The organism is Niallia sp. Man26 (assembly GCF_022049065.2).
Classification (GTDB): domain Bacteria; phylum Bacillota; class Bacilli; order Bacillales; family Cytobacillaceae; genus Niallia.
This window is the reverse complement of record NZ_CP095743.1, coordinates 3571187-3591806: the sequence shown is the minus strand read 5'-3', so window position 1 is coordinate 3591806 and position 20620 is coordinate 3571187. Positions and strand designations below refer to the sequence as shown.

The 20620-nt window shown below is 40.4% G+C and carries 25 protein-coding genes and 1 pseudogene; 20 read left to right on the top strand and 6 right to left on the bottom strand.

Annotation, left to right across the window (positions count from 1 at the left end; all coding sequences use genetic code 11):
* Positions 1-145 precede the first annotated feature (145 nt).
* Both L8T27_RS18025 and L8T27_RS18020 read left to right on the top strand, forming a co-directional pair.
* Complete coding sequence (locus tag L8T27_RS18025; RefSeq protein WP_233315889.1) at positions 146-1561, top strand: SpoVR family protein; 1416 nt, start codon at positions 146-148, stop codon at positions 1559-1561.
* Between the two features lie 139 nt (positions 1562-1700).
* Positions 1701-2720: pseudogene (locus tag L8T27_RS18020) on the top strand (homoserine dehydrogenase); the annotation flags it as partial.
* 166 nt (positions 2721-2886) lie between these two features.
* On the opposite strand, the gene L8T27_RS18015 reads toward L8T27_RS18020, so the two are convergent.
* Complete coding sequence (locus tag L8T27_RS18015) at positions 2887-3078, bottom strand: aspartyl-phosphate phosphatase Spo0E family protein (protein ID WP_233315887.1); 192 nt, start codon at positions 3076-3078, stop codon at positions 2887-2889.
* A 356-nt stretch (positions 3079-3434) separates the two neighbouring features.
* Here L8T27_RS18015 and L8T27_RS18010 point away from each other — a divergent pair, with 356 nt between their 5' ends.
* The 4 genes from L8T27_RS18010 to L8T27_RS17995 all read left to right on the top strand — a co-directional run bounded on the left by L8T27_RS18010 (position 3435) and on the right by L8T27_RS17995 (position 6849).
* The gene (locus L8T27_RS18010; protein ID WP_127739040.1) at positions 3435-3740 is read left to right on the top strand and encodes a PTS sugar transporter subunit IIB; all 306 of its coding nucleotides are present in this window, start codon (positions 3435-3437) and stop codon (positions 3738-3740) included.
* A 20-nt stretch (positions 3741-3760) separates the two neighbouring features.
* The gene (gene celB / locus L8T27_RS18005) at positions 3761-5089 is read left to right on the top strand and encodes a PTS cellobiose transporter subunit IIC (RefSeq protein WP_233315886.1); all 1329 of its coding nucleotides are present in this window, start codon (positions 3761-3763) and stop codon (positions 5087-5089) included.
* Between the two features lie 105 nt (positions 5090-5194).
* On the top strand, positions 5195-5524 hold the full coding sequence (locus L8T27_RS18000) for a PTS lactose/cellobiose transporter subunit IIA (protein WP_127739042.1): 330 nt from the start codon (positions 5195-5197) through the stop codon (positions 5522-5524).
* Positions 5521-6849 carry a 6-phospho-beta-glucosidase gene (locus L8T27_RS17995; protein WP_233315885.1) on the top strand — a complete coding sequence of 443 codons (1329 nt, stop codon included), beginning with the start codon at positions 5521-5523 and terminating at the stop codon, positions 6847-6849. Before L8T27_RS18000 ends, L8T27_RS17995 begins: the two co-directional genes overlap by 4 nt.
* An 85-nt stretch (positions 6850-6934) precedes the next feature.
* Here L8T27_RS17995 and L8T27_RS28745 read toward each other — a convergent pair whose 3' ends face one another.
* Both L8T27_RS28745 and L8T27_RS17990 read right to left on the bottom strand, forming a co-directional pair.
* Positions 6935-7060 carry a hypothetical protein gene (locus L8T27_RS28745; protein ID WP_282581408.1) on the bottom strand — a complete coding sequence of 42 codons (126 nt, stop codon included), beginning with the start codon at positions 7058-7060 and terminating at the stop codon, positions 6935-6937.
* 133 nt (positions 7061-7193) lie between these two features.
* Positions 7194-8153 (bottom strand): exonuclease domain-containing protein, encoded by a 960-nt coding sequence (locus L8T27_RS17990; protein WP_233315884.1) that lies wholly within the window; start codon positions 8151-8153, stop codon positions 7194-7196.
* A 286-nt stretch (positions 8154-8439) separates the two neighbouring features.
* Between L8T27_RS17990 and L8T27_RS17985 the strand changes: the two genes are divergently transcribed.
* From L8T27_RS17985 to L8T27_RS17950, 8 genes are all read left to right on the top strand, one after another.
* Positions 8440-9321, top strand: coding sequence for a GNAT family N-acetyltransferase (locus L8T27_RS17985; RefSeq protein WP_237942049.1), 882 nt, complete (start codon positions 8440-8442; stop codon positions 9319-9321).
* Positions 9322-9370: 49 nt separating this feature from the next.
* Positions 9371-10081 (top strand): class I SAM-dependent methyltransferase, encoded by a 711-nt coding sequence (locus L8T27_RS17980; RefSeq protein WP_237942048.1) that lies wholly within the window; start codon positions 9371-9373, stop codon positions 10079-10081.
* A gap of 64 nt (positions 10082-10145) precedes the next feature.
* Positions 10146-10607 carry a GNAT family N-acetyltransferase gene (locus tag L8T27_RS17975; protein WP_237942047.1) on the top strand — a complete coding sequence of 154 codons (462 nt, stop codon included), beginning with the start codon at positions 10146-10148 and terminating at the stop codon, positions 10605-10607.
* A 388-nt stretch (positions 10608-10995) separates the two neighbouring features.
* Positions 10996-11322: a MazG-like family protein gene (locus tag L8T27_RS17970; protein ID WP_233315880.1), complete on the top strand. Its 327-nt coding sequence runs from the start codon at positions 10996-10998 to the stop codon at positions 11320-11322.
* An 81-nt stretch (positions 11323-11403) separates the two neighbouring features.
* A complete protein-coding gene (locus tag L8T27_RS17965; protein ID WP_237942046.1) occupies positions 11404-12132 on the top strand; it encodes a hypothetical protein in 729 nt (242 codons plus the stop codon).
* Positions 12133-12138: 6 nt separating this feature from the next.
* Positions 12139-12975, top strand: a complete 837-nt coding sequence (locus tag L8T27_RS17960) for a metallophosphoesterase (protein WP_233315878.1) — start codon at positions 12139-12141, stop codon at positions 12973-12975.
* Positions 12976-13116: 141 nt separating this feature from the next.
* On the top strand, positions 13117-13869 hold the full coding sequence (locus L8T27_RS17955; protein WP_237942045.1) for a DUF2087 domain-containing protein: 753 nt from the start codon (positions 13117-13119) through the stop codon (positions 13867-13869).
* Between the two features lie 19 nt (positions 13870-13888).
* A complete protein-coding gene (locus L8T27_RS17950; protein ID WP_233315876.1) occupies positions 13889-14230 on the top strand; it encodes a GIY-YIG nuclease family protein in 342 nt (113 codons plus the stop codon).
* Positions 14231-14254: 24 nt separating this feature from the next.
* Here the strand turns inward: L8T27_RS17950 and L8T27_RS17945 are convergent, their stop codons facing one another.
* Positions 14255-14677: an NUDIX hydrolase gene (locus tag L8T27_RS17945; RefSeq protein ID WP_233315875.1), complete on the bottom strand. Its 423-nt coding sequence runs from the start codon at positions 14675-14677 to the stop codon at positions 14255-14257.
* Between the two features lie 220 nt (positions 14678-14897).
* On the opposite strand from L8T27_RS17945, the gene L8T27_RS17940 reads away from it, so the two are divergent.
* Positions 14898-15410 carry a DinB family protein gene (locus L8T27_RS17940; RefSeq protein ID WP_237942044.1) on the top strand — a complete coding sequence of 171 codons (513 nt, stop codon included), beginning with the start codon at positions 14898-14900 and terminating at the stop codon, positions 15408-15410.
* 27 nt (positions 15411-15437) lie between these two features.
* Here the strand turns inward: L8T27_RS17940 and L8T27_RS17935 are convergent, their stop codons facing one another.
* A complete protein-coding gene (locus L8T27_RS17935) occupies positions 15438-16346 on the bottom strand; it encodes a LysR family transcriptional regulator (RefSeq protein ID WP_233315873.1) in 909 nt (302 codons plus the stop codon).
* Positions 16347-16464: 118 nt separating this feature from the next.
* On the opposite strand from L8T27_RS17935, the gene L8T27_RS17930 reads away from it, so the two are divergent.
* Complete coding sequence (locus L8T27_RS17930; RefSeq protein WP_237942043.1) at positions 16465-17430, top strand: quinone oxidoreductase family protein; 966 nt, start codon at positions 16465-16467, stop codon at positions 17428-17430.
* A gap of 18 nt (positions 17431-17448) precedes the next feature.
* Here the strand turns inward: L8T27_RS17930 and L8T27_RS17925 are convergent, their stop codons facing one another.
* Positions 17449-17841 carry a GNAT family N-acetyltransferase gene (locus L8T27_RS17925; RefSeq protein WP_237942042.1) on the bottom strand — a complete coding sequence of 131 codons (393 nt, stop codon included), beginning with the start codon at positions 17839-17841 and terminating at the stop codon, positions 17449-17451.
* A gap of 144 nt (positions 17842-17985) precedes the next feature.
* Between L8T27_RS17925 and L8T27_RS17920 the strand changes: the two genes are divergently transcribed.
* The 4 genes from L8T27_RS17920 to L8T27_RS17905 are packed head-to-tail and all read left to right on the top strand — an operon-like array spanning position 17986 to position 20498.
* The gene (locus tag L8T27_RS17920; protein WP_237942041.1) at positions 17986-18369 is read left to right on the top strand and encodes an aminotransferase yhxA; all 384 of its coding nucleotides are present in this window, start codon (positions 17986-17988) and stop codon (positions 18367-18369) included.
* 25 nt (positions 18370-18394) lie between these two features.
* Entirely contained in the window at positions 18395-18793 is a 399-nt protein-coding gene (locus tag L8T27_RS17915; RefSeq protein ID WP_237942040.1) for a DUF350 domain-containing protein, read from the top strand.
* 15 nt (positions 18794-18808) lie between these two features.
* The gene (locus tag L8T27_RS17910; protein WP_237942039.1) at positions 18809-19264 is read left to right on the top strand and encodes an RNA helicase; all 456 of its coding nucleotides are present in this window, start codon (positions 18809-18811) and stop codon (positions 19262-19264) included.
* A 1-nt stretch (position 19265) separates the two neighbouring features.
* Complete coding sequence (locus tag L8T27_RS17905; RefSeq protein ID WP_237942038.1) at positions 19266-20498, top strand: glutathionylspermidine synthase family protein; 1233 nt, start codon at positions 19266-19268, stop codon at positions 20496-20498.
* Positions 20499-20620 lie beyond the last annotated feature (122 nt).

Genomic DNA, 20620 nt, shown 5'->3' with positions numbered 1-20620 from the left:
AGGCTTTTTTCTTTAGTTTGGCAAAATATTTTTTTGAGTAATTGCTTGCAAGAATTTTTTTCCACTTTTTAAAAACAGTGAAATAACTCATCATTCTGCGATTTCGCTCATACATTAATTTAAGACGGTGAAGGGAGAGAACGGAATGAATGAAGTAGAGCAAAAGGAACTTCAATACGCCATCGAAGAAATTACAGAAATCGCCACTGGCTTTGGGTTGGACTTCTACCCGATGAGGTATGAAATTTGTCCTGCAGATATCATTTACACATTCGGCGCCTACGGCATGCCTACACGTTTTTCCCATTGGAGCTTTGGCAAGCAATTTCATAAGATGAAGCTTCATTATGATTTAGGCTTGTCTAAAATATATGAGCTTGTGATTAATTCTGATCCTTGCTATGCTTTTTTGCTCGACAGCAATTCACTTATCAATAATAAGCTGATTGTTGCCCATGTATTGGCTCATTGTGATTTCTTTAAGAACAATGTCCGCTTTCAAAATACGAAGCGGGAAATGGTTGAAAGCATGGCAGCCACTGCCGACCGTGTCCGCCAATATGAAATACTGTATGGCAAGCATGAAGTGGAAACATTTCTTGATGCAGTTCTTGCCATTGAAGAGCATATCGATCCAAGCTTAATGAGACCGAAGCTTGCTTGGACAATGGATGATGTAGAATTTGAGGAAGTGGAAGAAACGGTAGAAACGCCATATGATGATTTATGGGGCTTGGATTCCCGCAATAAGCCAAAGAAGGAAAAAAAGAAAATCATTAAGAAATTTCCTCCACAGCCTGAAAAGGATCTTATGCTGTTTATCGAAAGCTTCAGCAGAGAGCTGACAGACTGGCAGCGTGATATTTTAACAATGATGAGAGAAGAAATGCTGTATTTCTGGCCACAGCTTGAAACGAAAATTATGAATGAAGGCTGGGCTTCCTATTGGCATCAGCGAATCGTTCGGGAGCTTGATTTAACGAGCTCAGAGGCTATTGAATTCGCCAAGCTGAACGCAGGTGTTGTGCAGCCGTCAAAAACGGGAATTAATCCTTATTATCTTGGTCTGAAGATATTTGAGGACATTGAAGAGCGTTACAATAATCCGACAGAGGAAATGAAAAAGAGAGGCGTTAAGCCAAACTCAGGCAGAGAGAAGATGTTTGAGGTCAGAGAAATTGAATCCGATATTTCCTTTTTGCGGAACTATTTAACGAAGGATTTAGTAACAAGGGAAGACATGTATTTATTCCAAAAGCAAGGCAGAGAATACAAAATTGTTGATAAAGGCTGGGAACAGGTAAGAGATCAGCTTGTCAGCATGAGAGTCAATGGAGGCTTTCCTTATATCACTGTTAATGACGGCGATTACTTAAAGAACGGCGAGCTGTACTTAAAGCATGGCTATGAGGGGATTGAGCTGGACCTTAAGTATTTGGAAAAGGTTCTTCCATATATACATCAGCTTTGGGGCAGAAATGTTCATATGGAAACGATTGTTGAGGACAAAAATATGCTGTACACCTATGATGGAAAGGCATTGCACCGCAAGTATCTATAAGAGGGAAATATTCGGGAGGCTTGCAGCTGCGGGCCTTTTTTTCTGTTTCAAAAGGATTTTATAAAAGGAAAAAAGGATAAATACTCTTTCATCAAGAATAAAGTAAAAAAACGCTGAACAAGAAACGAGGGAAGGATCTGCCATGGAAGAAAGAAAAATAATCATAACAGGGTACGGAACGGTTGCGAAGGAAATAGTAAAGATAATTAAGGAGCACAATAAGAGATATCAGGATACCTATGGTTTTTCTAGCAAAATTACTGGCATTATCGGGTCACAAGGAATGATTTACGAGGAAGCTGGATTAGACTTAGAAACATTGCTGTCCTTCGGCAAAGGATCACAAGCTCTCAAGCAGTATGCCCAATACAAGCAGGTGCCATTGGCAACAGCGCAAATGAAAGGTGACGTATTGATTGAATGCTCCCCAACCAATCTGGAAACAGGTGAACCGGCATTGACCTATATAAAAGCTGCTTTAAAGGAGAATATGGACATTATTTCAGTGAGCAAAGGCGCGCTTGTTCATGCTTTGCCTGAATTGAAGCAGCTTGCTGACAATAACGGCTGCCGCATCAAATACAGCGGCGCAACAGCTGCAGCTCTTCCGACTCTGGATATTGGTGAATACAGTCTCGCAGGCAGTCAGATTACCGGGATAGAAGGCATCCTGAACGGCACCTCTAATTTCATTTTAACAAGTATGTCAGATGCTAATCTTTCCTTTGAGAAGGCTCTGGAGCTGGCCCAAGATAAAGGGATTGCCGAGGCAAACCCAGCACTTGACGTCCAAGGATATGACAGTGCCTGCAAAATACTGCTGCTCGCAAACGGTCTGTTTAATAAAACATGGACGTTAAAGGATATTAGCATTGAAGGCATTGAAAAGGTAACAAAGGGCGATATGCAATATGCTAAAATAAACGGCAATGATATTAAGCTTGTCGCCAGTGCAAGAACCATCAATGGCAAAGTGTCTATTCAAGTAAAGCCTGAAGTTATTTTTGCAGATAACCCGCTGATTAATGTGAAAGGAACAAACAAAGGCATCTTGTTTCACACAGAAGAAATGGGTACGATTTGCTGTATTGGCGGCGCTTCCCATCCTAGAGGAGCAGCAGCGGCAGCTGTTAAAGACATGCTTAATTTATATCGGTAAAGAATAAACCGGCCACCATTACGAAGGCCGGTTTTTATTAAGGAGATAACGCTAAAAGCTGTTAAGAGAGTATCTGTGGTTGCATTCTGCTGACACCGCAGGCATAGCAAGCCGGATAAGCTTCCGTCCATAGGGGGCAGCTTCTCATACTACGGCTTGGCTTTAGTCATAGTGCTGATTTCTGGGCAGCGAGCCGCTGATACTTGACGATATACGTATCAAGCTGTTCACTGATCTGAAGTGTTCCCGGATCATTAAGTCCTTTATCGCTGCCTGATTTAATCAGCTTCAGCTTCAACGATTCAATATCTTGCAGCAGCGCGCTCATACTCTCCTTATTATCTTTTCTCGTTATCATAATGATTACTCCTAGGTATCAATCTTTGTACTTATTTTAACAAATTAATTTGGAAAAATTAAGTGTTTTTATAAGGAAATTTACATAATTTGAAAACATCCGACAAAAAACTGCAAGTTTGGTACAGACTTTTTCCAAAGAGACACAATCATTTCCGTTAGGCAAAGGAAAAACATTATGTGTTCATGTAAGCGCTTTTACATTAAGATAAGGACATAAGGTAATACAGCAACACGGAATGCAAAAAGCATATACGGCAAACAAAAACAAACTTAAATGAAACAATGGTATATGCTAGGAAGCATTCCAAAAAACTCTTTTATTATACAATTTTAATTTCTAGGAGGAATTATATTATGAATATTCTACTATGCTGTGCTGCAGGGATGTCTACAAGTCTATTGGTAACAAAAATGGAAGCTGCTGCAAAAGAACAAGGTATTGAGTGCAAAATCTGGGCAGAAAGCGCAGATGCAGTAAAAAGCCATATCGATAACGCAGATGTCCTATTGCTTGGACCACAAGTTCGCTATTTGCTTCCGCAAATGAAAAAGCTTGGCGCAGAAAAGGGAATTCCAGTAGATTCTATCAATATGATGCATTATGGAACTTGCAACGGAGCAGAAGTACTAAAATCAGCTATCAACCTAGTTAACAACTAAAATAGGATAAGGTGATAAATATGAATAAGTTCTTAGCCTTCTTAGAAGAAAAATTTATGCCTTTTGCAGCCAAATTGGCTGCTCAAAGGCACTTAGGCGCATTAAAAGACGGTATCATATTGGCAATGCCGATGATTATTATCGGTTCAGTATTCTTGATTCTAGGTTATCTGCCAATTCCAGGCTACGCAGACTTCATGGCAAGAACATTTGGCGATGCATGGCTGACAAAGATTTCTTATCCAGTTGATGCAACATTCAATATGATGGGTCTAATCGCAGCATTCGGTATTGCGTACAGATTGGCTGAAAGATACTCATTAGATGCTATTACAGCAGGGGTTATCTCACTATGTGCTTTCCTGTTGGCAACACCATTTAATGTTCCTTTCCTTGCAGAAGGTGCAACAGAAGCTGTAGCAGTAGGCGGCGCTATCCCAGTTGCATTAATGGGAAGCAAAGGTCTATTCGTAGCAATCTTAATCGCATTATTCTCAACAGAAGTTTATCGTTTCATCATTAATAAAAACATGGTAATTAAAATGCCGGATGGTGTTCCACCAGCAGTCAGCAAATCATTTGTTGCTTTAATTCCGGGCTTCATTGTAATCGCTATCATTTGGGTAATTCGTTTAATTGTAGAATATTTCGGTATTAACAGCATACATGATATTGTAACATTAGTTCTTGGCAAACCGCTTGGCCTATTAGGTGGATCATTAATCGGTTCCATTATCGCTTACGGATTAGTAATGCTTCTATGGTCTGCCGGTCTTCATGGTACAAATATCGTTGGGGGAGTTATGAACCCAATCTGGCTATCTAACACAGATGCTAACAAAGCTGCTTTCCAAGCAGGAAAAGAACTTCCAGAGATCTTTACAGCTCAGTTCTTTGAAGTATTTATCAACATCGGTGGTTCTGGTGCAACATTCGCATTCGTACTAATGATGGTATTGTTTGCACGAAGCAGACAAATGAAGGATTTGGGCAGATTATCAATCGGTCCGGGAGCATTTATGATTAACGAACCAGTTATTTTTGGTACACCAGTCGTAATGAACCCATTACTAATCATCCCGTTCTTCTTAACACCAATTGTAACAATCACAGTGACATATTATGCAATGAAACTTGGCTTTGTGGCAAAACCAGCAGGAATTGCAATTCCTTGGACTACTCCGCCACTAATCGGTGGATACTTGGCAACAGGCGGAAAGCTTTCCGGTGCAGTGATGCAGCTTGTCAACATTGGAATCGCATTTGTACTTTACTTCCCATTCTTCCGAACTTGGGATAAACAAAAACTAGCAGAAGAAAAAGGCACAGAATTCACAAAGGTAAGCTAATAACTATAACAACTTAGTGCGCAAGTGTTTTTGAAAACGCTTTAAAAATACTTGCGCTTATACTTAACAATTTTTACATTCTAAAATAGAGAGGCTGATTATAAAATGGCTAATATGGAAGAAACAGTATTCCAGATTATTCTCCACGGAGGAAATGGAAAAAGCTGTGCAATGGAAGCAATTGCTGCTGCTAAAGAAGGAAACTTCGAGCTTGCGAAACAAAAGATGGAGGAAGCTGCTGAAGCATTGAATGATGCCCACCATATCCAGACATCCCTCATCCAAAATGAAGTAAGAGGGAACAAAATTGAGGTTTCCTTGCTGATGGTGCATGCACAGGATCATTTAATGAATGCCATTACGCTTAAGGATTTAGCACAAGAAATTATTGATTTATATGAACTTGTTAAAACTCCTGGAGGTGTCCAAAAATGACAAACGGAATTAAAATTGCCACAATTGGCGGAGGATCAAGCTATACACCAGAATTAGTAGAAGGTTTTATTAAAAGATATGACGAATTGCCGATCAGAGAATTATGGCTTGTTGATATTGAAGCAGGGAAGGAAAAGCTTGAAATCGTTGGAAATCTAGCAAAACGCATGATTGAAAAAGCTGGCTTGCCAATTCAAGTTCATTTAACACTTGACCGCAGAGCTGCACTTAAAGATGCAGACTTTGTTACAACACAATTCCGTGTCGGCCTCCTTGATGCCCGTGCGAAGGATGAAAGAATTCCGTTGAAATACGGCGTGCTAGGACAAGAAACAAACGGACCTGGCGGTTTGTTCAAAGGCTTGCGCACTATTCCTGTTATTTTGGATATTTGTAAGGATATGGAGGAGCTTTGCCCTAATGCATGGCTGATTAACTTCACAAACCCTGCCGGCATGGTAACAGAAGCAGTGCTTCGCTATTCTAACATCAAAAAAATAGTAGGCTTGTGCAATGTTCCAATCGGCATGGAAATGGGTATCGCGAAGCTTCTAGAGGTTGATCATTCTAGAGTTCGCATCGACTTCGCGGGATTGAACCATATGGTTTACGGCCTTGATGTTTATGTAGACGGAGAAAGCGTAAAGGATAAGGTTATCAACCTGCTGACAGATCCAAACAATAGCTCATTCGTAAAAAATATTGAAGGTCTTGGCTGGGAGCCTGAATTTATCAAAGCATTGAATGTACTAACATGCCCTTACCATATGTACTACTATAAAACGAGCGAAATGATCGCGAAGGATCAGAAGAATTCGAAAAACGAGGGAACTCGTGCTGAAGTTGTACAAAAACTTGAAAAAGAATTGTTCGAACTCTACAAAGATCCAAATCTAGCAATCAAGCCGCCGCAATTGGAAAAACGCGGAGGAGCATACTACTCTGATGCTGCAGTCCGTTTAATCAATTCCATTTACAATGACAAACGCGACATCCAGCCTGTTAACACAATCAATAATGGTGCAATTGCCGGCATCCCGAATGACTCAGCTGTCGAAGTGTCCAGCATCATTACAAAGGACGGCCCAAAACCAATCGTGATGGGTGAGCTTCCAGTAGCAGTAAGAGGACTTGTTCAACAGATCAAATCCTTTGAAAGAGTTGCAGCAGAAGCAGCAGTAACAGGAGACTATGACAAAGCTATTCTAGCTTTGACAATCAATCCGTTATCACCATCTGACACAGTTGCGAAAGAAATAATCGACGAAATGCTTGAAGCACATAAAGAGCATTTACCGCAGTTCTTCAACAAAGTAGAAGCTTAAAAAATATAAACCGAAAAAAGGCGGAGCAATCCGTCTTTTTTTGTTTGAACAGCTTTTCTTAAAAATGTATGATAGCAAAATTAAATTAAACAGCTGCTTCTTCAGAGTTATCTGTTTGTGTATGTGTAAATAAATAGGTTAGGTAGGAGTGAAGCTCAAATTTTTCCTCTGTAATAAAATCCGTTACATTCATTTTCGTCATTTTCTTCATCGTTAATTCCTCCTTTATACTAGCATTCTTCCCAAACTAGCAAACTCTTATGCATAGAAAGTGAAAAAAGATTAGTAGAAAAGAAAAAAACTATATGAAAAAGCCATGCAATTAGCATGGCTTCGGTTTATGACTATCCGTTCTTTCCATCAATCAGGCGCAAGAATTGCTCTTCGTTAACAATCTGGATATCCTGCCCCTTTTCTTGCAGCTCAAAAGCTTTCTTTTCTTTTGTGCTGATGCCTGAGGCACCGACAAGCTGTTTATCTTGAACGCCGACAACAAGGAAGTTTGTTTTTCCGCTCACACCGCTTTTGACAAGTCCGCCTGCGTCAACGACCTTCTGCATTGCTTCTTTCCTGTCTAGTGTTGCTAAGTCCCCTGTGAAGACGACGTTTTTGCCGAACAGTGCATGTGTCTCGTCAAAGGTTTCCGTTGTTGCTGCAATTTCGGAAATTGCTACAGAATTAAATTTCTTAACAGGTTTTGGAGCCGTTCTTTTTTTGCTGAAGGATATTTGCGGCTTTAATGCTGAAAATGGCTTTACTGAAATTCGTCGATTTGTCGTTAAATAAGCATCAAGATCACGTTCATCCATCGCTTTCACGCAGGCAATTACTAACTCTGCACAGGCAATCGCATCCGCTCCTGCATGATGATGGTTTTCTAACATTACACCAAAGCGGGCGGTGCGTGCTTTTAAAGATTGTCTCACACCTTCTCCCCTGCAGGCAGCCGTACTGATGGATATACTGTCAGCAAAGCGCAGCTGCGGTGCTTTAAGATTGTATCTTGCCAGACAGCTGTGCAAAACACTCATATCAAACTGAGCATTATGAGCAACAAGCAGCTGACCTGTCAGCTCAGACTCAAGCTGCTTCCATACTTGATCAAATGCTGGCTGCTCCATAACATCCTCTGCAGTAATGCCGTGAACTCGAATAAATCTCTCATTGAACTTTAACACGGGCGGTTTAATGAGATAATAGTCTGTCTTTACAACCCGATTGTTTTCCACATAAGCAAGTCCGACCGAACAGGCACTGTCCATCTCTTCATTCGCAATCTCAAAATCTATCGCAATAAAATCCATGTTATCACTCCTCGCACATACTTCTTATTAATAATATAACATGTACATTCACTAGAGTGATAATCAAGAAACAGAGCAAATTATTCCAAGCTGAGGCTCCTAGTCTTATAAACAGTATCCCTTCCTCCTTTCAAGGGATTTTCTAATGATTCTCAAAGATAATTTCCAATCTATTAATATTTTAAAATAATTATTACTCTGTTGTAATCTTCGTCGAAAGATTACTTTTTCTGCATATATAGTCATATAATGGATATGTAAGTTTAGAAGTAAAGGAGGGATATAAATGGAAAAGTTGAAATTCGTGAAAGATTACAAACAAGATGACGTTTTGCGGCAAAGTTTTTCAGAGCTTGCTAGCAGTGTATTTGGGATAAGTTTTGAGGAATGGTATCAAAAAGACTGCTGGAATGACCGGTATATTCCATATTCTTTTCATGATCACGGAAAGATTGTTGCTAATGTCTCTGTTAATCTAATTGATTTACTAATAGCAGGACAGAAGAAGAAGGCTGTGCAAATCGGTACAGTTATGACACATCCAGACTACAGGGGATGTGGATTATCTCGCAGTTTATTAGAAAAAGTCCTTGCAGATTATGAGGAGAAAACAGATGTAATATATCTTTTTGCTAACAATGAAGTGCTGGATTTTTATCCGAAATTCGGTTTTAAAGAAGTGGAAGAGCAAGAGTTCTTTCTTGAGTACAAGCATAAACAGACAGAAGGTGTGACTGTTCGTAAGCTCAATGGAAAAAGTGTAGACGATCTTCGGTTCATTGAGTCTGTGGCACGCAGGAGAAAACCGTTGTCTCAAGCATTTTCGACAGAGGGGGCATGGGGGATTCTGCTGTTTTATTGCTTGAATGTATTTCATGAGCATATCTATTATTTGGAAAAAGAGGAAGTTATCGTTATCTGCGAGATGGAAGGGAATAAACTTCATCTATATGAAGTGATGGCGAGTCATTCCATTGTTCTTGAGAAATTACTAGCGCAAATCGCAAAGGCTGATACGACTGAAGTGGTCTTTCATTTTACCCTAGACAACCTGACTGGTTTGTCAACAAGGCATTTGCCTAAAGAGGGTGATGCGCTGTTTGTGAGGACGGTAGGGGAGACTGTTTACCCGGAAAACAAGAGGCATTCATTATTAACAAAGGCATAAAATTATACTGGAATAAAAAAGATAGATATGTCTGGAAAATAAAAAAGGAGTGAGGACAATAGAAAAGGAAGGGCTCTCACTAGAAAGAATTATCTTTATCGGCAGGACATATGAGGAATATATCGATATGTTCTCACTGTCTTTAGAAGAATTAAAAGGTAAGCGGATACTAGATTGTCCAGCAGGTGCCTGTTCCTTTACTGCAAAAGGGACAAAGCAGTATCTAGATATAACAGCATCAGACATAGCTTATTACTATGGAAATGATGAGTTGTATGAAAAAGGTCTTGAAGACATAAAGCATACTGCCTCTGCTCTTGAAAAAGTAAAGGAACATTTTGTCTGGAACTACTTTAATGATGTCACAAGCTTGCTAAAGCATCGAAAAGCAGCGCTTAACGATTATTACCAGGACAGAGCTAGTAACCCTAAAAAGTATATTCCGTGCACTCTGCCAACTTTGCCCTTCGCAGAAGAGGAATTTGATATCGTGCTGTCAGCCCACTTTTTATTCACGTATGCAGACAGACTGGATAAGGAGTTTCATTTTGCTGCAATCGATGAACTGCTTAGAGTGACAAACAAAGAATTGCGGATTTTTCCGACAGCAGATCTTGACGGCAATAGATATGCTCATATGGATGAGCTGATTGATAGACTGACAGCAAAAGGTTATAAAGCACAAGAAATGAAGGTCGGTTATGAGTTTCAGAAAAATGCTAACACGATGCTGCGTATTATTAAAGGACATCACGAGTAAGCTGATGTCCTTTTTAACGCCATAATGATAGACTAAAGAACAAACGTTAGAAAGGGTTAGGAGCATGCAAACAGCGATAATGACAAAAAGCTGGGCAGAGGAAATCCTCAGCTGGAAGTATGAACCGCCATATGATTTTTACAATGATCATAATAAGGAAGAGTCGATGCAAGAACTGCTTGAAGAGCCTTATTTTGCAGTGTTGGATGACGGCGGGGCATTGATTGGTTTTTACTGTACGGGTACTTCTGCGCAAGTTCCCCTCGGGCTGTTTTATGGTGTTTATGTGGAGGATAGTCTAGATATTGGCTTAGGAATGAAGCCTGAACTGACTGGAAAGGGAATGGGGGCGAGCTTTATCCGCTATATTTTGAACCAGCTTAAAACAACCAGCAGCTCCGTCCGCCTCACTGTCGCAGCCTTTAATGAACGGGCAATTACTCTTTATGAACGAGCTGGCTTCCGAAAAACATATATGTTTACTGGTGAAGATATGATATTTTATGTAATGGCAAAAACCATTTAGAAAGGCTTATTTTGATAGATAATATAGAATGACCATAATTAATACACTTGGAATAACAAGAAGACTTGTGCGTATCCAATAGAACCTTGCCTTTGTATATTGGTTCTTTTTTCTTTCGAGTTTTTTCACAGATAGGCTCATGAATAGTATAGTGATTCCGGCTAAAAGACTTGCTGTGATATTATTCATCAGAACAAGACCACGAGAAAACGGCAGCTTTTCATAAACATCCTCCTTTAAATCCTATTATATGAAATATCTCTAATGAAAAACTTAGTCATTTAAACCTAATAGTGAAGGCTTTGTGTCCATGACTTAGGTGTCTGTCTTATTTGCACAAAGATTTTTTGATAAGATTTATAGTGTAAAAAAAGGGAGGCGGATTTTTGTGAATGTAAATGAATTTCAAGAATGGGTTAAAGCTTATTATGAAAAACGGGGCTGGTCCGAGCTGGATATTTTCATCCGCATCGGTTTTTTGGCAGAGGAAACAGGCGAGGTTGCAAGAGCGATACGGGCGTTAGAAATTGGCAGAGACAGACCGGACGAAGCGGAAGGAACAGTTGATCAGCAAAGACAGGAATTGACAGAGGAGCTTGGCGATGTGTTAGGCAATATTATTGTTATTGCTAACAAATATGACATTTCTCTTGAAGAAATCTTCCATTCCCACCGCGAAAAGCTTAATAAACGCTATGCTGAAAACGTAGAATAAAAATAGTTAAATAGAAAAAATTGGAACTTTCTCCTCCTAATCTGGTAATATATTGGTAGAGTAGCAGACAGGAGGATAATAATGGATAAAAAAGCGTGCTTGCTCAGTGATATTGCTGGTGCAGGGTTTTTGGCAGTTTTTTATATGGGATTAATCCTGTTTTTTGACTGGAATATGTATGCGTTTACGGTTGGTGGATCTTATTGGCTTCTTTTTTGGTGCAGCGGAGCTCTTGGTTCTTTTTTAGTGAGCCAGATTGCTGCAAGCTATCCAAAATGGACACTGCCAGCATACACAGCTGCAGCTGTTATGTTTTTTCTTTTGCTCAAACCGAGCTACACAATTGTTGTCTCTGTCCTGCTTAGTGCCGCATGCACACTGTTGCTTTATTTCGGGAAGAGTTTGGCAAGAAAACTCAAGCTATTCAGATACAGCTTTTGTGTGCTTCCCATCCTGTGCTTGTTGATTACCCTACCAGATACAACAATCAAAAAGGAATGGAATGAGGTTGTCGGCAAAAACTCATATTCTGCTTATTTTTTATACTTTGATGGGGCAAAGGAAATACCAATTGAAGTGAAAAAGGGTGAGGAGCTACTTGTGACGGTAAAGGTAAAAAATGAAAATGGCGGCGGATACAGCTATTATATTGTTGATAAACAAAACAGAACTGTCTCCTCCATAAAAACAAATCCAAGTCAGCTCAAGCTGAATATAGATAAAACCGATACTTATACAATAATAGTAAAAGGGGAAAGCTTGCGAGGCGGTTTTGATGTAGAATGGCAAAATCGCACACAAGACTCTTAGAGGTTTATGATGAAGAAAAGGAACCTGCTGCTTGCAGCTGGGCTTATCATTTGTGCAGCCTTGTTTTCTTATTACCAAAATAACAAACTAGATTGGAGCAGCTATACCATAACATCACAAAAGTTAGCTGGTGCTGGTGTGAAAATTGTTCAGCTGTCTGATTTACACAGCAAGCAATTCGGTGAGAATCAGACGCGGCTCGTTACCAAGGTGAAAGCAGTCAAACCTGATATTATTACATTTACAGGTGATCTTGTTGACCAGAAAAAATATAATGAAAAAGCTGCTCTTGCTTTAATGAAGCAGCTTGCAGCAATTGCACCAACCTTTTATGTTACTGGAAATCATGAGTATTGGTCTGGGCGTTATGAACAGTTGGAGGAAGGGTTAAAGGCGGCCAATATTAATATCTTGCATAATCGGAAGGAAAAGCTTCACATGAACGGAACGACGCTTCTTATCGCAGGTGTTGATGATCCAGCTGTCAGCGGAAACGATGATGCGGCATTAACAGTTGAAGGGGAGCTGAAAGTAGCTCTAGAAGGCGTGACAGAGCAGGATTTTGTTCTGCTGTTATCACATAGACCTGAGCTATTTTCCTTATATGAAAAGCATGATATCGATCTTGTATTGTCTGGACATGCACATGGCGGCCAGGTGAGAATCCCTTTTGTTGGCGGATTAGTCGCACCTGACCAAGGCTTTATGCCAAAGTATACTGCAGGTATGTTTGAAAAAAATGAAACAGCAATGATTGTAAATCGCGGGCTCGGCAACAGTATTATTCCACAAAGGGTGTTTAACACCCCGGAAATAGTCGAGATTACTATTAAGAATAAATAGCCTTAAAAGGAGAGGATGCAGAGAACTGTATCCTCTCCTTTTTTGAGTTATTGACAATTAATTTAAAAATGCATAGAATATAAACAAACGAAAGTAAAATTTGTTTGTTTAAATACAAACTTTTAAACGGAGTGTTTGTTTATGAAGGAAGACTATTTTAGCAAATCAACCCTAGAAGACTTAAAAAAGGGATATGTCGAGGAAACGGACACTTTTATCTGTCTTTTATGCGGTGAAGCAGTTGAAAAAGGAATCATCTATCCTGATGGAAATGTGCTGTACGAAGCGGAAAAGTTTATGAAGCTTCATATTGAAAGAAGCCATCAATCTGTTTTTGAATATTTAATAAGTCTTGATAAAAAAATAACAGGCCTAACTGACCACCAAAGCAATCTGCTTCGCCTCTTTTATCAAGGTAAGAGTGATGCAGAGGTACAGAAGGAGCTTGAAATCGGCAGTGCCTCAACGATTCGTCACCACCGCTTTGTGTTGAAGGAAAAGGAAAGGCAGGCAAGAACCTTTCTTGCACTGATGGAGCTGTTAAAGGAAAAAGATGACCATGCGCCAAGCTTTGTACCTATTCATAAAACAGCAAAACAAGTGGATGACCGCTATAACATCACAGAGGAAGAACAAGAGAAAACAATTCGCAAATATTTTGAGAACCAGCCAGAAGCAAAGCTGAAAAAATTCCCTTTAAAAGAAAAGCAGCGGCTGATTATTTTAAGAGAGATTATGAAAAGTATCGATAATGAAGTGATATACAGCGAAACAGCTCTGAATGACTTACTAAAGCCAATCTATGAAGACTATGTACTAATTCGAAGATTGCTGATTGAGTACGGCTTTATTGACAGGAAAGACGACGGAAGCGAATACTGGGTCAAAAAATAATGCCAAGCAGGTGAATAAAATGGACAGGAAAAAGGAATTAAAGCAATTATATAAAGAAACACCAGTCGAAGCAGGTATCTATCTCATTAAAAATCGTGAAAATGGCAAGCTATTTGTTGGAAGCACACGAAATCTGAAAACATTAAACGGTGTGAAATTCACACTCGAAAACGGTGGACATACGAATAATGGGTTAGCAGCTGAGTGGAAGGAATATGGAAAGGATGCCTTCACATTTGAGGTGCTGGAAGTCTTAAAGAAAAAGAACGATCCATATTTCAATGAAAAAGAAGAACTAGGCAAGCTGGAGGAAAAATGGCTAGCAGAGCTGCAGCCGTTTGGAGAAAGAGGCTATAATTAAGAGGATGGGATGCCCATCCTTTTTTTATGGTTGGAAAAGTAAATATGGCACAGATACTTCCTCTTGGTCCAATCCTTGTTGCTCTTTAAGGAATATATACTGCTCTGCTTCCTTTAGCTCCATCCAAGCGATAGCTTCAATCTCTTCAGGCTGCTGTATAGCTAATTTCCCGCTCATAATTTTTCCGTAAAAGGTGAAAAAGACAGCATGGTGACCTCTGTCTGGAAAAAATTTTTCTGTAATTGAAGAAATTCCGCCTACCTCAACCTCTAATCCTGTTTCTTCCGCTACCTCTCGGACAGCCGCATCCATGAGAGTTTCGCCCTGTTCAACAGCCCCGCCTGGCAATGTCCAGTAAGGACCATTGCTGCCGCTGTTTTGCACCATTAAGACATGTTTTTTTTCATCATCAAACAGCAAAACATAAACAACATCTACTCTTTTCAATCGACTTACACTCTCCCTATGGTAACTCGTAATTTAATAAGCTTAGTGTATAGATAAAGCTGTACTTTTACCATATTTATTCAATAAAATTTAACACTAGTAATGCATACTATTTTTTGCTGCAATTATTTTATAAAGCAGTATCCTGAAATTAATGAAGAAGGAAAAACTGGAAATAAAGCAGAATCAATTAAGAGACACTAAAAAAGGAGTGACAAAGTTGAAACCAGCAATTACAGATTATCCAGAGCATTACCGTAATTATGTTAACCTTGTGCCTGAGGGAAATATCATTGAAATCCTCGAAAGCCAGCTTCATGACACGAAGAACCTGCTTGCAGACATAAAAAAAGAGCAGGCTGATTTCCGCTATGCAGAGGGAAAATGGAGTGTGCTTGAGGTTGTCGGCCATGTGATGGATACAGAGCGAATTATGAACTATCGGATATTGCGAATGGCAAGGGGAGATCAAACACCGCTTGCTGGGTATGATGATGAAAAGTATGTGGAAGAATCTAACTTTTCAAGCAGAACGATAGCTGATCTTCTGGCAGAATGGACTGTTGTAAGAGCTGCCACTGTTGCTTTGTTAAAGGGCTTGCCAAAAGCATCTTGGATGAAAACAGGCTTTGCCAACAATGGCGAGTTTACCGTCCAGGCAATTGCCTATATTATTGCTGGCCATGAACGCCATCATGTCGGTCTTCTTAAATCGCGATATATGCTTGGCTAAAGGGGAGAGAGCATATTGGCTAAGAAATCAAGTCGCCAATATGCTGCCTCCCGACAAGTAAAGCTTAGAGCTGATCTTAATAAAGTCTGTCAGCAATGGCGACAGATGTTTATCTTTGTGCCAGGCGAGATTTGTATAAATAGATGGAAGACTATTGCCCCAATCCAGCTTCTTAATTAAACCAGTCTCAGCCTCTTTTTCTATCGCCATTAACGGCAATATGGCAGCACCCATCCCTAAAAGGGCACATTGCTTAAGTGCTTCAATGCTAGAAAATTCCACCTTGGAGCGTGCATAATTCCCTGAGAGTGCCAATGTTTCTTCAAACGCTGTCCGATAAGAGCAGCCTTCCTCTGTCAACAGCAAGGTTTCCTGTGCTAATTCCTCTGGAGACACATATTGTAATTGAGCTAGTGGATGATCAGAGGCGACAAAGAGCACCATTTCCTCCTCCAAAAGCCGGACTGTATGCAGATAAGTGTCACTCCGGGAGATATCGGTAATGAAAGCAGCATCCAATTCCCCTTTTAACAGTCCTTCTCTGGCATGTTCATCAGAATGGGCAGGTTTGAAAATAACCTTCACCTCAGGATATTTCTGCTTAAATGTCTTTAAAATCGGCGGCAGCCTGTAAGTACATTGGCTTTCTTGCGCACCAATAATAATTTTGCCTGTCCTTGCTTTTTCATTAATAGATGTATGCGCCTCTTCTGACAGTCTGATTATTTCATCGGCATATTGCTTATATTTTTTTCCTGCATCCGTTAAGACAATCCGCTTGCCGAGCCGTTCAAATAACGGAGTACCAAGCTCTGCTTCAAGACTTTTTATTTGGGCTGTCACACTCGATTGTGCAAAGTTGAGCTGCTTGGCAGTCAACGTGAAATTTAAATTTTCTGCTGCAGTTTTAAATGTTTTTAGCTGTTTAATCTCCATATTCCCACCTCTAAATCGGTTTTATCGATGATTTAAATAGTTATATTCAGCTTTTTTGATTAATGCTACCATTATAAAATAAAGATAAGGAAATAAGAACTTAAAAGGAGGATTTTTAATGAAGGCATTATGCTTTATGGAATTTGGACAAAAGGAAGTGTTGCGTTATATGGATGTGCCTCATCCGGTTATGAAGGAAGATGAAGTGCTAATAAGGATAAAAGCAATCGGGCTGAATTATGCTGATATTTACAGAAGAAAGGGCCATTATCATCTTGAAGGCGAACCGCCGTATATTCTCGGCTACGAAGGGGCAGGAGTTGTAGAAGCTGTTGGCAAACAGGTGCAGGGAATTAAGATTGGTGACTCCATTGCTTTCGCTGATGTACCTTATGCTAATGCCGAATTAGTGGCAGTCCCATTTCATAAAGCCATCCCAATCCCTGATAATATTGCCTTTACAGACGCAGCGGCTGTTCTGCTTCAAGGTTTGACTGCTCAATATTTGGTAGCGGACAGTTTCCCTGTCCAACAAGGAGATACAGTGGTTATTCATTCAGCTGCAGGCGGTGTCGGTCAGCTGCTTGTTCAATTGGCTAAAATAAAAGGAGCAAAAGTGATTGCTATTGTGTCATCAGCGCTTAAAGCAGAGGCGGCCAAAAAAGCAGGAGCGGACCATACGCTCACATATGCTGATAATTGGACAGCTTCCGTGCAGGAATTGACCGATACTAAGGGAGCGGATGCAGTCTATGATGCGGTCGGAGCAACTTTAATGCAAAGCTTTGAAGCAGTAAAGGTAGGCGGTACGGTAGTATTTTACGGAATGGCTGGCGGCAATCCACCGCTCATAGATCCTCGTATGTTGATGGATACAAGCAAAACACTCACAGGTGGAGACTTGTGGAATGTCCTAACTACCAGGGAAAACCGAATCACCCGCGCAGGCGAGCTGTTTCAGCTAATGGCAGAAGGCAAGCTTTTGCTTCCTTCCATAACTACCTTTCCATTAAGCGAGGGGCAAGCTGCTCATGGCTTGTTGGAAAGCAGAAAAAACATCGGAAAAATAATCCTCCTGCCATAAGAGCTGGAGGATTATTTATTAGTCCAAGTAAAGCACACCGCCGGATGATACCGTAAAACCGGACGTTTTGTAAAAGTTAGCATTATGCTCATCAAAGGAAACAGTCAGAATTCCTAACCCGAACTGTCTTGCCTCCGCAATCAATGCTGTGACAAGTTCCATGCCAATACCTTGCTTTTGTTTGCTCGGATGGACCATTATGTCCTCCACATAACCGTGTTCCAAGCCCATCCCGCATACATAGCCAAATGCGACAAGCTTGCCGAACTCATCCCTGCCGCCAGCCCAGAAATTACATCTCTCTAATAAAGAAGGATAGTCCTTATCCCGTCTTCCCCAGCCAACAGCCTCCCTGAGGTCAGGAACTTCATGATTTTCAATTGGAAGGTTAACCGCAATATTTACTTTCATGTATGCCACCCCTTTTTTTATTGAAAAAATGCTGTAAAGTAATTATAAAGGAATAGATTAGGTAACTTGACTATTTTTTTGTAAATATAGAATCTTTATGAAGATATATTCGTATAGTTACATCATGAGAGTGGGGTGATTAACATGGGGAAAACAAAAACAGTCATGACAGGGATTTTATCAACAGCTGTCCTTATTGGCATTACCGGCTGCAGCAGCAGCGGAACAGCAACAGGCAGTTCATCAAGCAATAGCGATATTCCACCAGTACCAGATGATACAAACTGCACCAATTGGGAATGGGATGAAGATGATGGTGTCTGGGAATGCGAGGACAGCAATTCCAGATATTACGGCTATTATTTCTACGGTGGAAAATATTATAATTCAAAGTCTTCTTTGCTTAAAAATACGAGCTATAAGAAACAGCAGCAATCAAGCAGCTCCAGTTCAAGTGTGAGCGGTGGCAGTGATTCAACCAACAAATCAAGCGGCTTCGGAAGCGGCAAAAAAAGCTATGGCGGCTAATATATTTTAGAAAGGGAGTGTAAACGTGAACTTATACCTTAATTTCGGTTCTTATTTAGGAGTAGCAATCGTGCTGCTTGTTATCGGTATTCTGTTATTTATGTTAAGTACACCAAAAATAAATGAAATGAGGCTGATTGCAGAGAAAAATGTCAGTGCGGCACTGCTCCTCGGCGGTAAGGTCGTCGGCTTGGCAATAGTATTAGGAGCAGCAGCTGAATATTCTGTTTCACTGGTAGATATGGCGATTTGGGGAGCAATCGGAATTGTAGCACAGATTGTCGTTTTCGTATTGGCAGAGGTAGTTACAATCCGCTTCAGTATCAGCAATGCTATTAAAGAAGATAATCGGGCAGTGGGCGTCATGCTGTTTTCATTATCTCTTGCAATTGGCTGGATCGTGGCAAAATGCCTGTCCTATTAATGAGGGAGCTGTAAAATGAAAAAACTGACGTATTTTATTGATAAAGGCAACGGAAACTATGAGCCATTTTATGAGTATGATGTTCGGGATGTTGGTGTAGATGAGCTGTATGCAAGGCAATTATGCACATACCTCATCATGAGAGGCCAGCAATATGAGCTTGTATGCAATGAGATGTCAGGCAATGAGGAAATTCTCGTCATCCAGGACAGAGGCAGAAATGTCACCGTGCTTGATGAAAAGAACTACAGAGGCAAAGGCATCCATATCGAGTTCAGAAAGCATCGTGAAGCAGATAATTATCAATTGTTAGCTTCCATTCCTATCGCAAGCCACTTTGATGTGATTCGCTTTTTACTGAAGGATATCATTGATATTCCCAATGTTGGCCAAATGGAGGTAACTTCAACAGAAATCGATGAAGACAGAGGCGTATACGTCCTGTATGTAAAGGATTTGGAGGAGGAATAGAATGGATCGCCACATAGAAAACAGAAGGCGCTTCTATTCGCAGATAGACAGCTTCTGGGCAGATCTTTACGGGGAGGAGTATGCCCTTTATGATGTGCATATGCTGTCACAGGAAGAAGTGGAAAAGATACGCCAAGTCAGTGAATATACTGGGCGAATATTCTTTAAAACATGGGAGCTTTTAAAGGAAGTGCCAGACCGGACATTGCGGGAAATGGGCTTTCCAGAAGAAGCCTTCTCTTTCTTGCGTCTGGAGACAATGGCAATAAGAAGTGTTATTTCCAGACTTGATTTAATCCCATATCAAGACAGCTATAAATGCATTGAAATTAACGCAGACACACCAACCTTTATTAAAGAGCTGTTTTCCATAAACGGCAAAGTATGCTCAGAGTTTGCCGTAACAAATCCGAATGCAGGCTTGGAACAGGCATTAAAGAAGGCTGTCCGCACTGCGATCGAGGAAGCGGCAGAAGCAATTGGCAAGGATAGGCCAACGATTGCCTTTACTGCCCATGACGACAATATCGAAGATAAAGAAACAAGCCTGTACTTGCTGAACATTTCAGAAACAACCGGCACATACATACCGCTGCATAAGCTCCAGATTGAAAAGGGGAAGGGGCTGTTTGACGAGGCTGGAAATCAAATTGACATCCTGTACAGACAAACCTTTCCAATTGAAAATCTTATTCTTGATGAAGATGAAGAAGAAAATAAAATTGGCATCTGGCTGTTAGAGCTTGTTGAGGAAGGGAAGCTGTCCATCATCAATCCACCATCTGCCTTCCTGCTGCAAAACAAAGCAGTTCAGGCAGTTATTTGGAATCTGCATGAACAAAGACATCCATTTTATACAGATGAAGAGCATCACTGGATCGAGTCCTATTTTCTGCCAACCTACCTCGAGGCTGAACCCTTCATAGAGCGGAATATGGATTTTGTGAAGAAGCCAGCCTTTGGCAGAGAAGGAGACACTGTTGAAATATATAAAGGGAGCGGCAGGCTCGCCCTTGCGGATACCCAGAAGTCCTATACCGACTTTCTCCCTGTCTATCAGCAGTACATCGAGCATCCAAAAGCATCAATACAGACAGAAAAAGGCCGACAAGAAGGGAGCCTTCTTATCGGCAGCTTCCTTCTTAATGGAAAGCCCTCAGCCATCGGACTTCGGGCTGGAGGTACTATTACGAATAATTTATCTTATTATCTTCCGGTTGGGGTTAGGGAATAAAAGAAAAAAGGAAATCAGAAGGAGATCTGATTCCTTTTTTTGTTTTGCTTTTTAAATATAATATCTTTTTTATTTTTACTTGAATGTTAGCAATCAGTGACCTGCATTATCTGTAAAGTGCC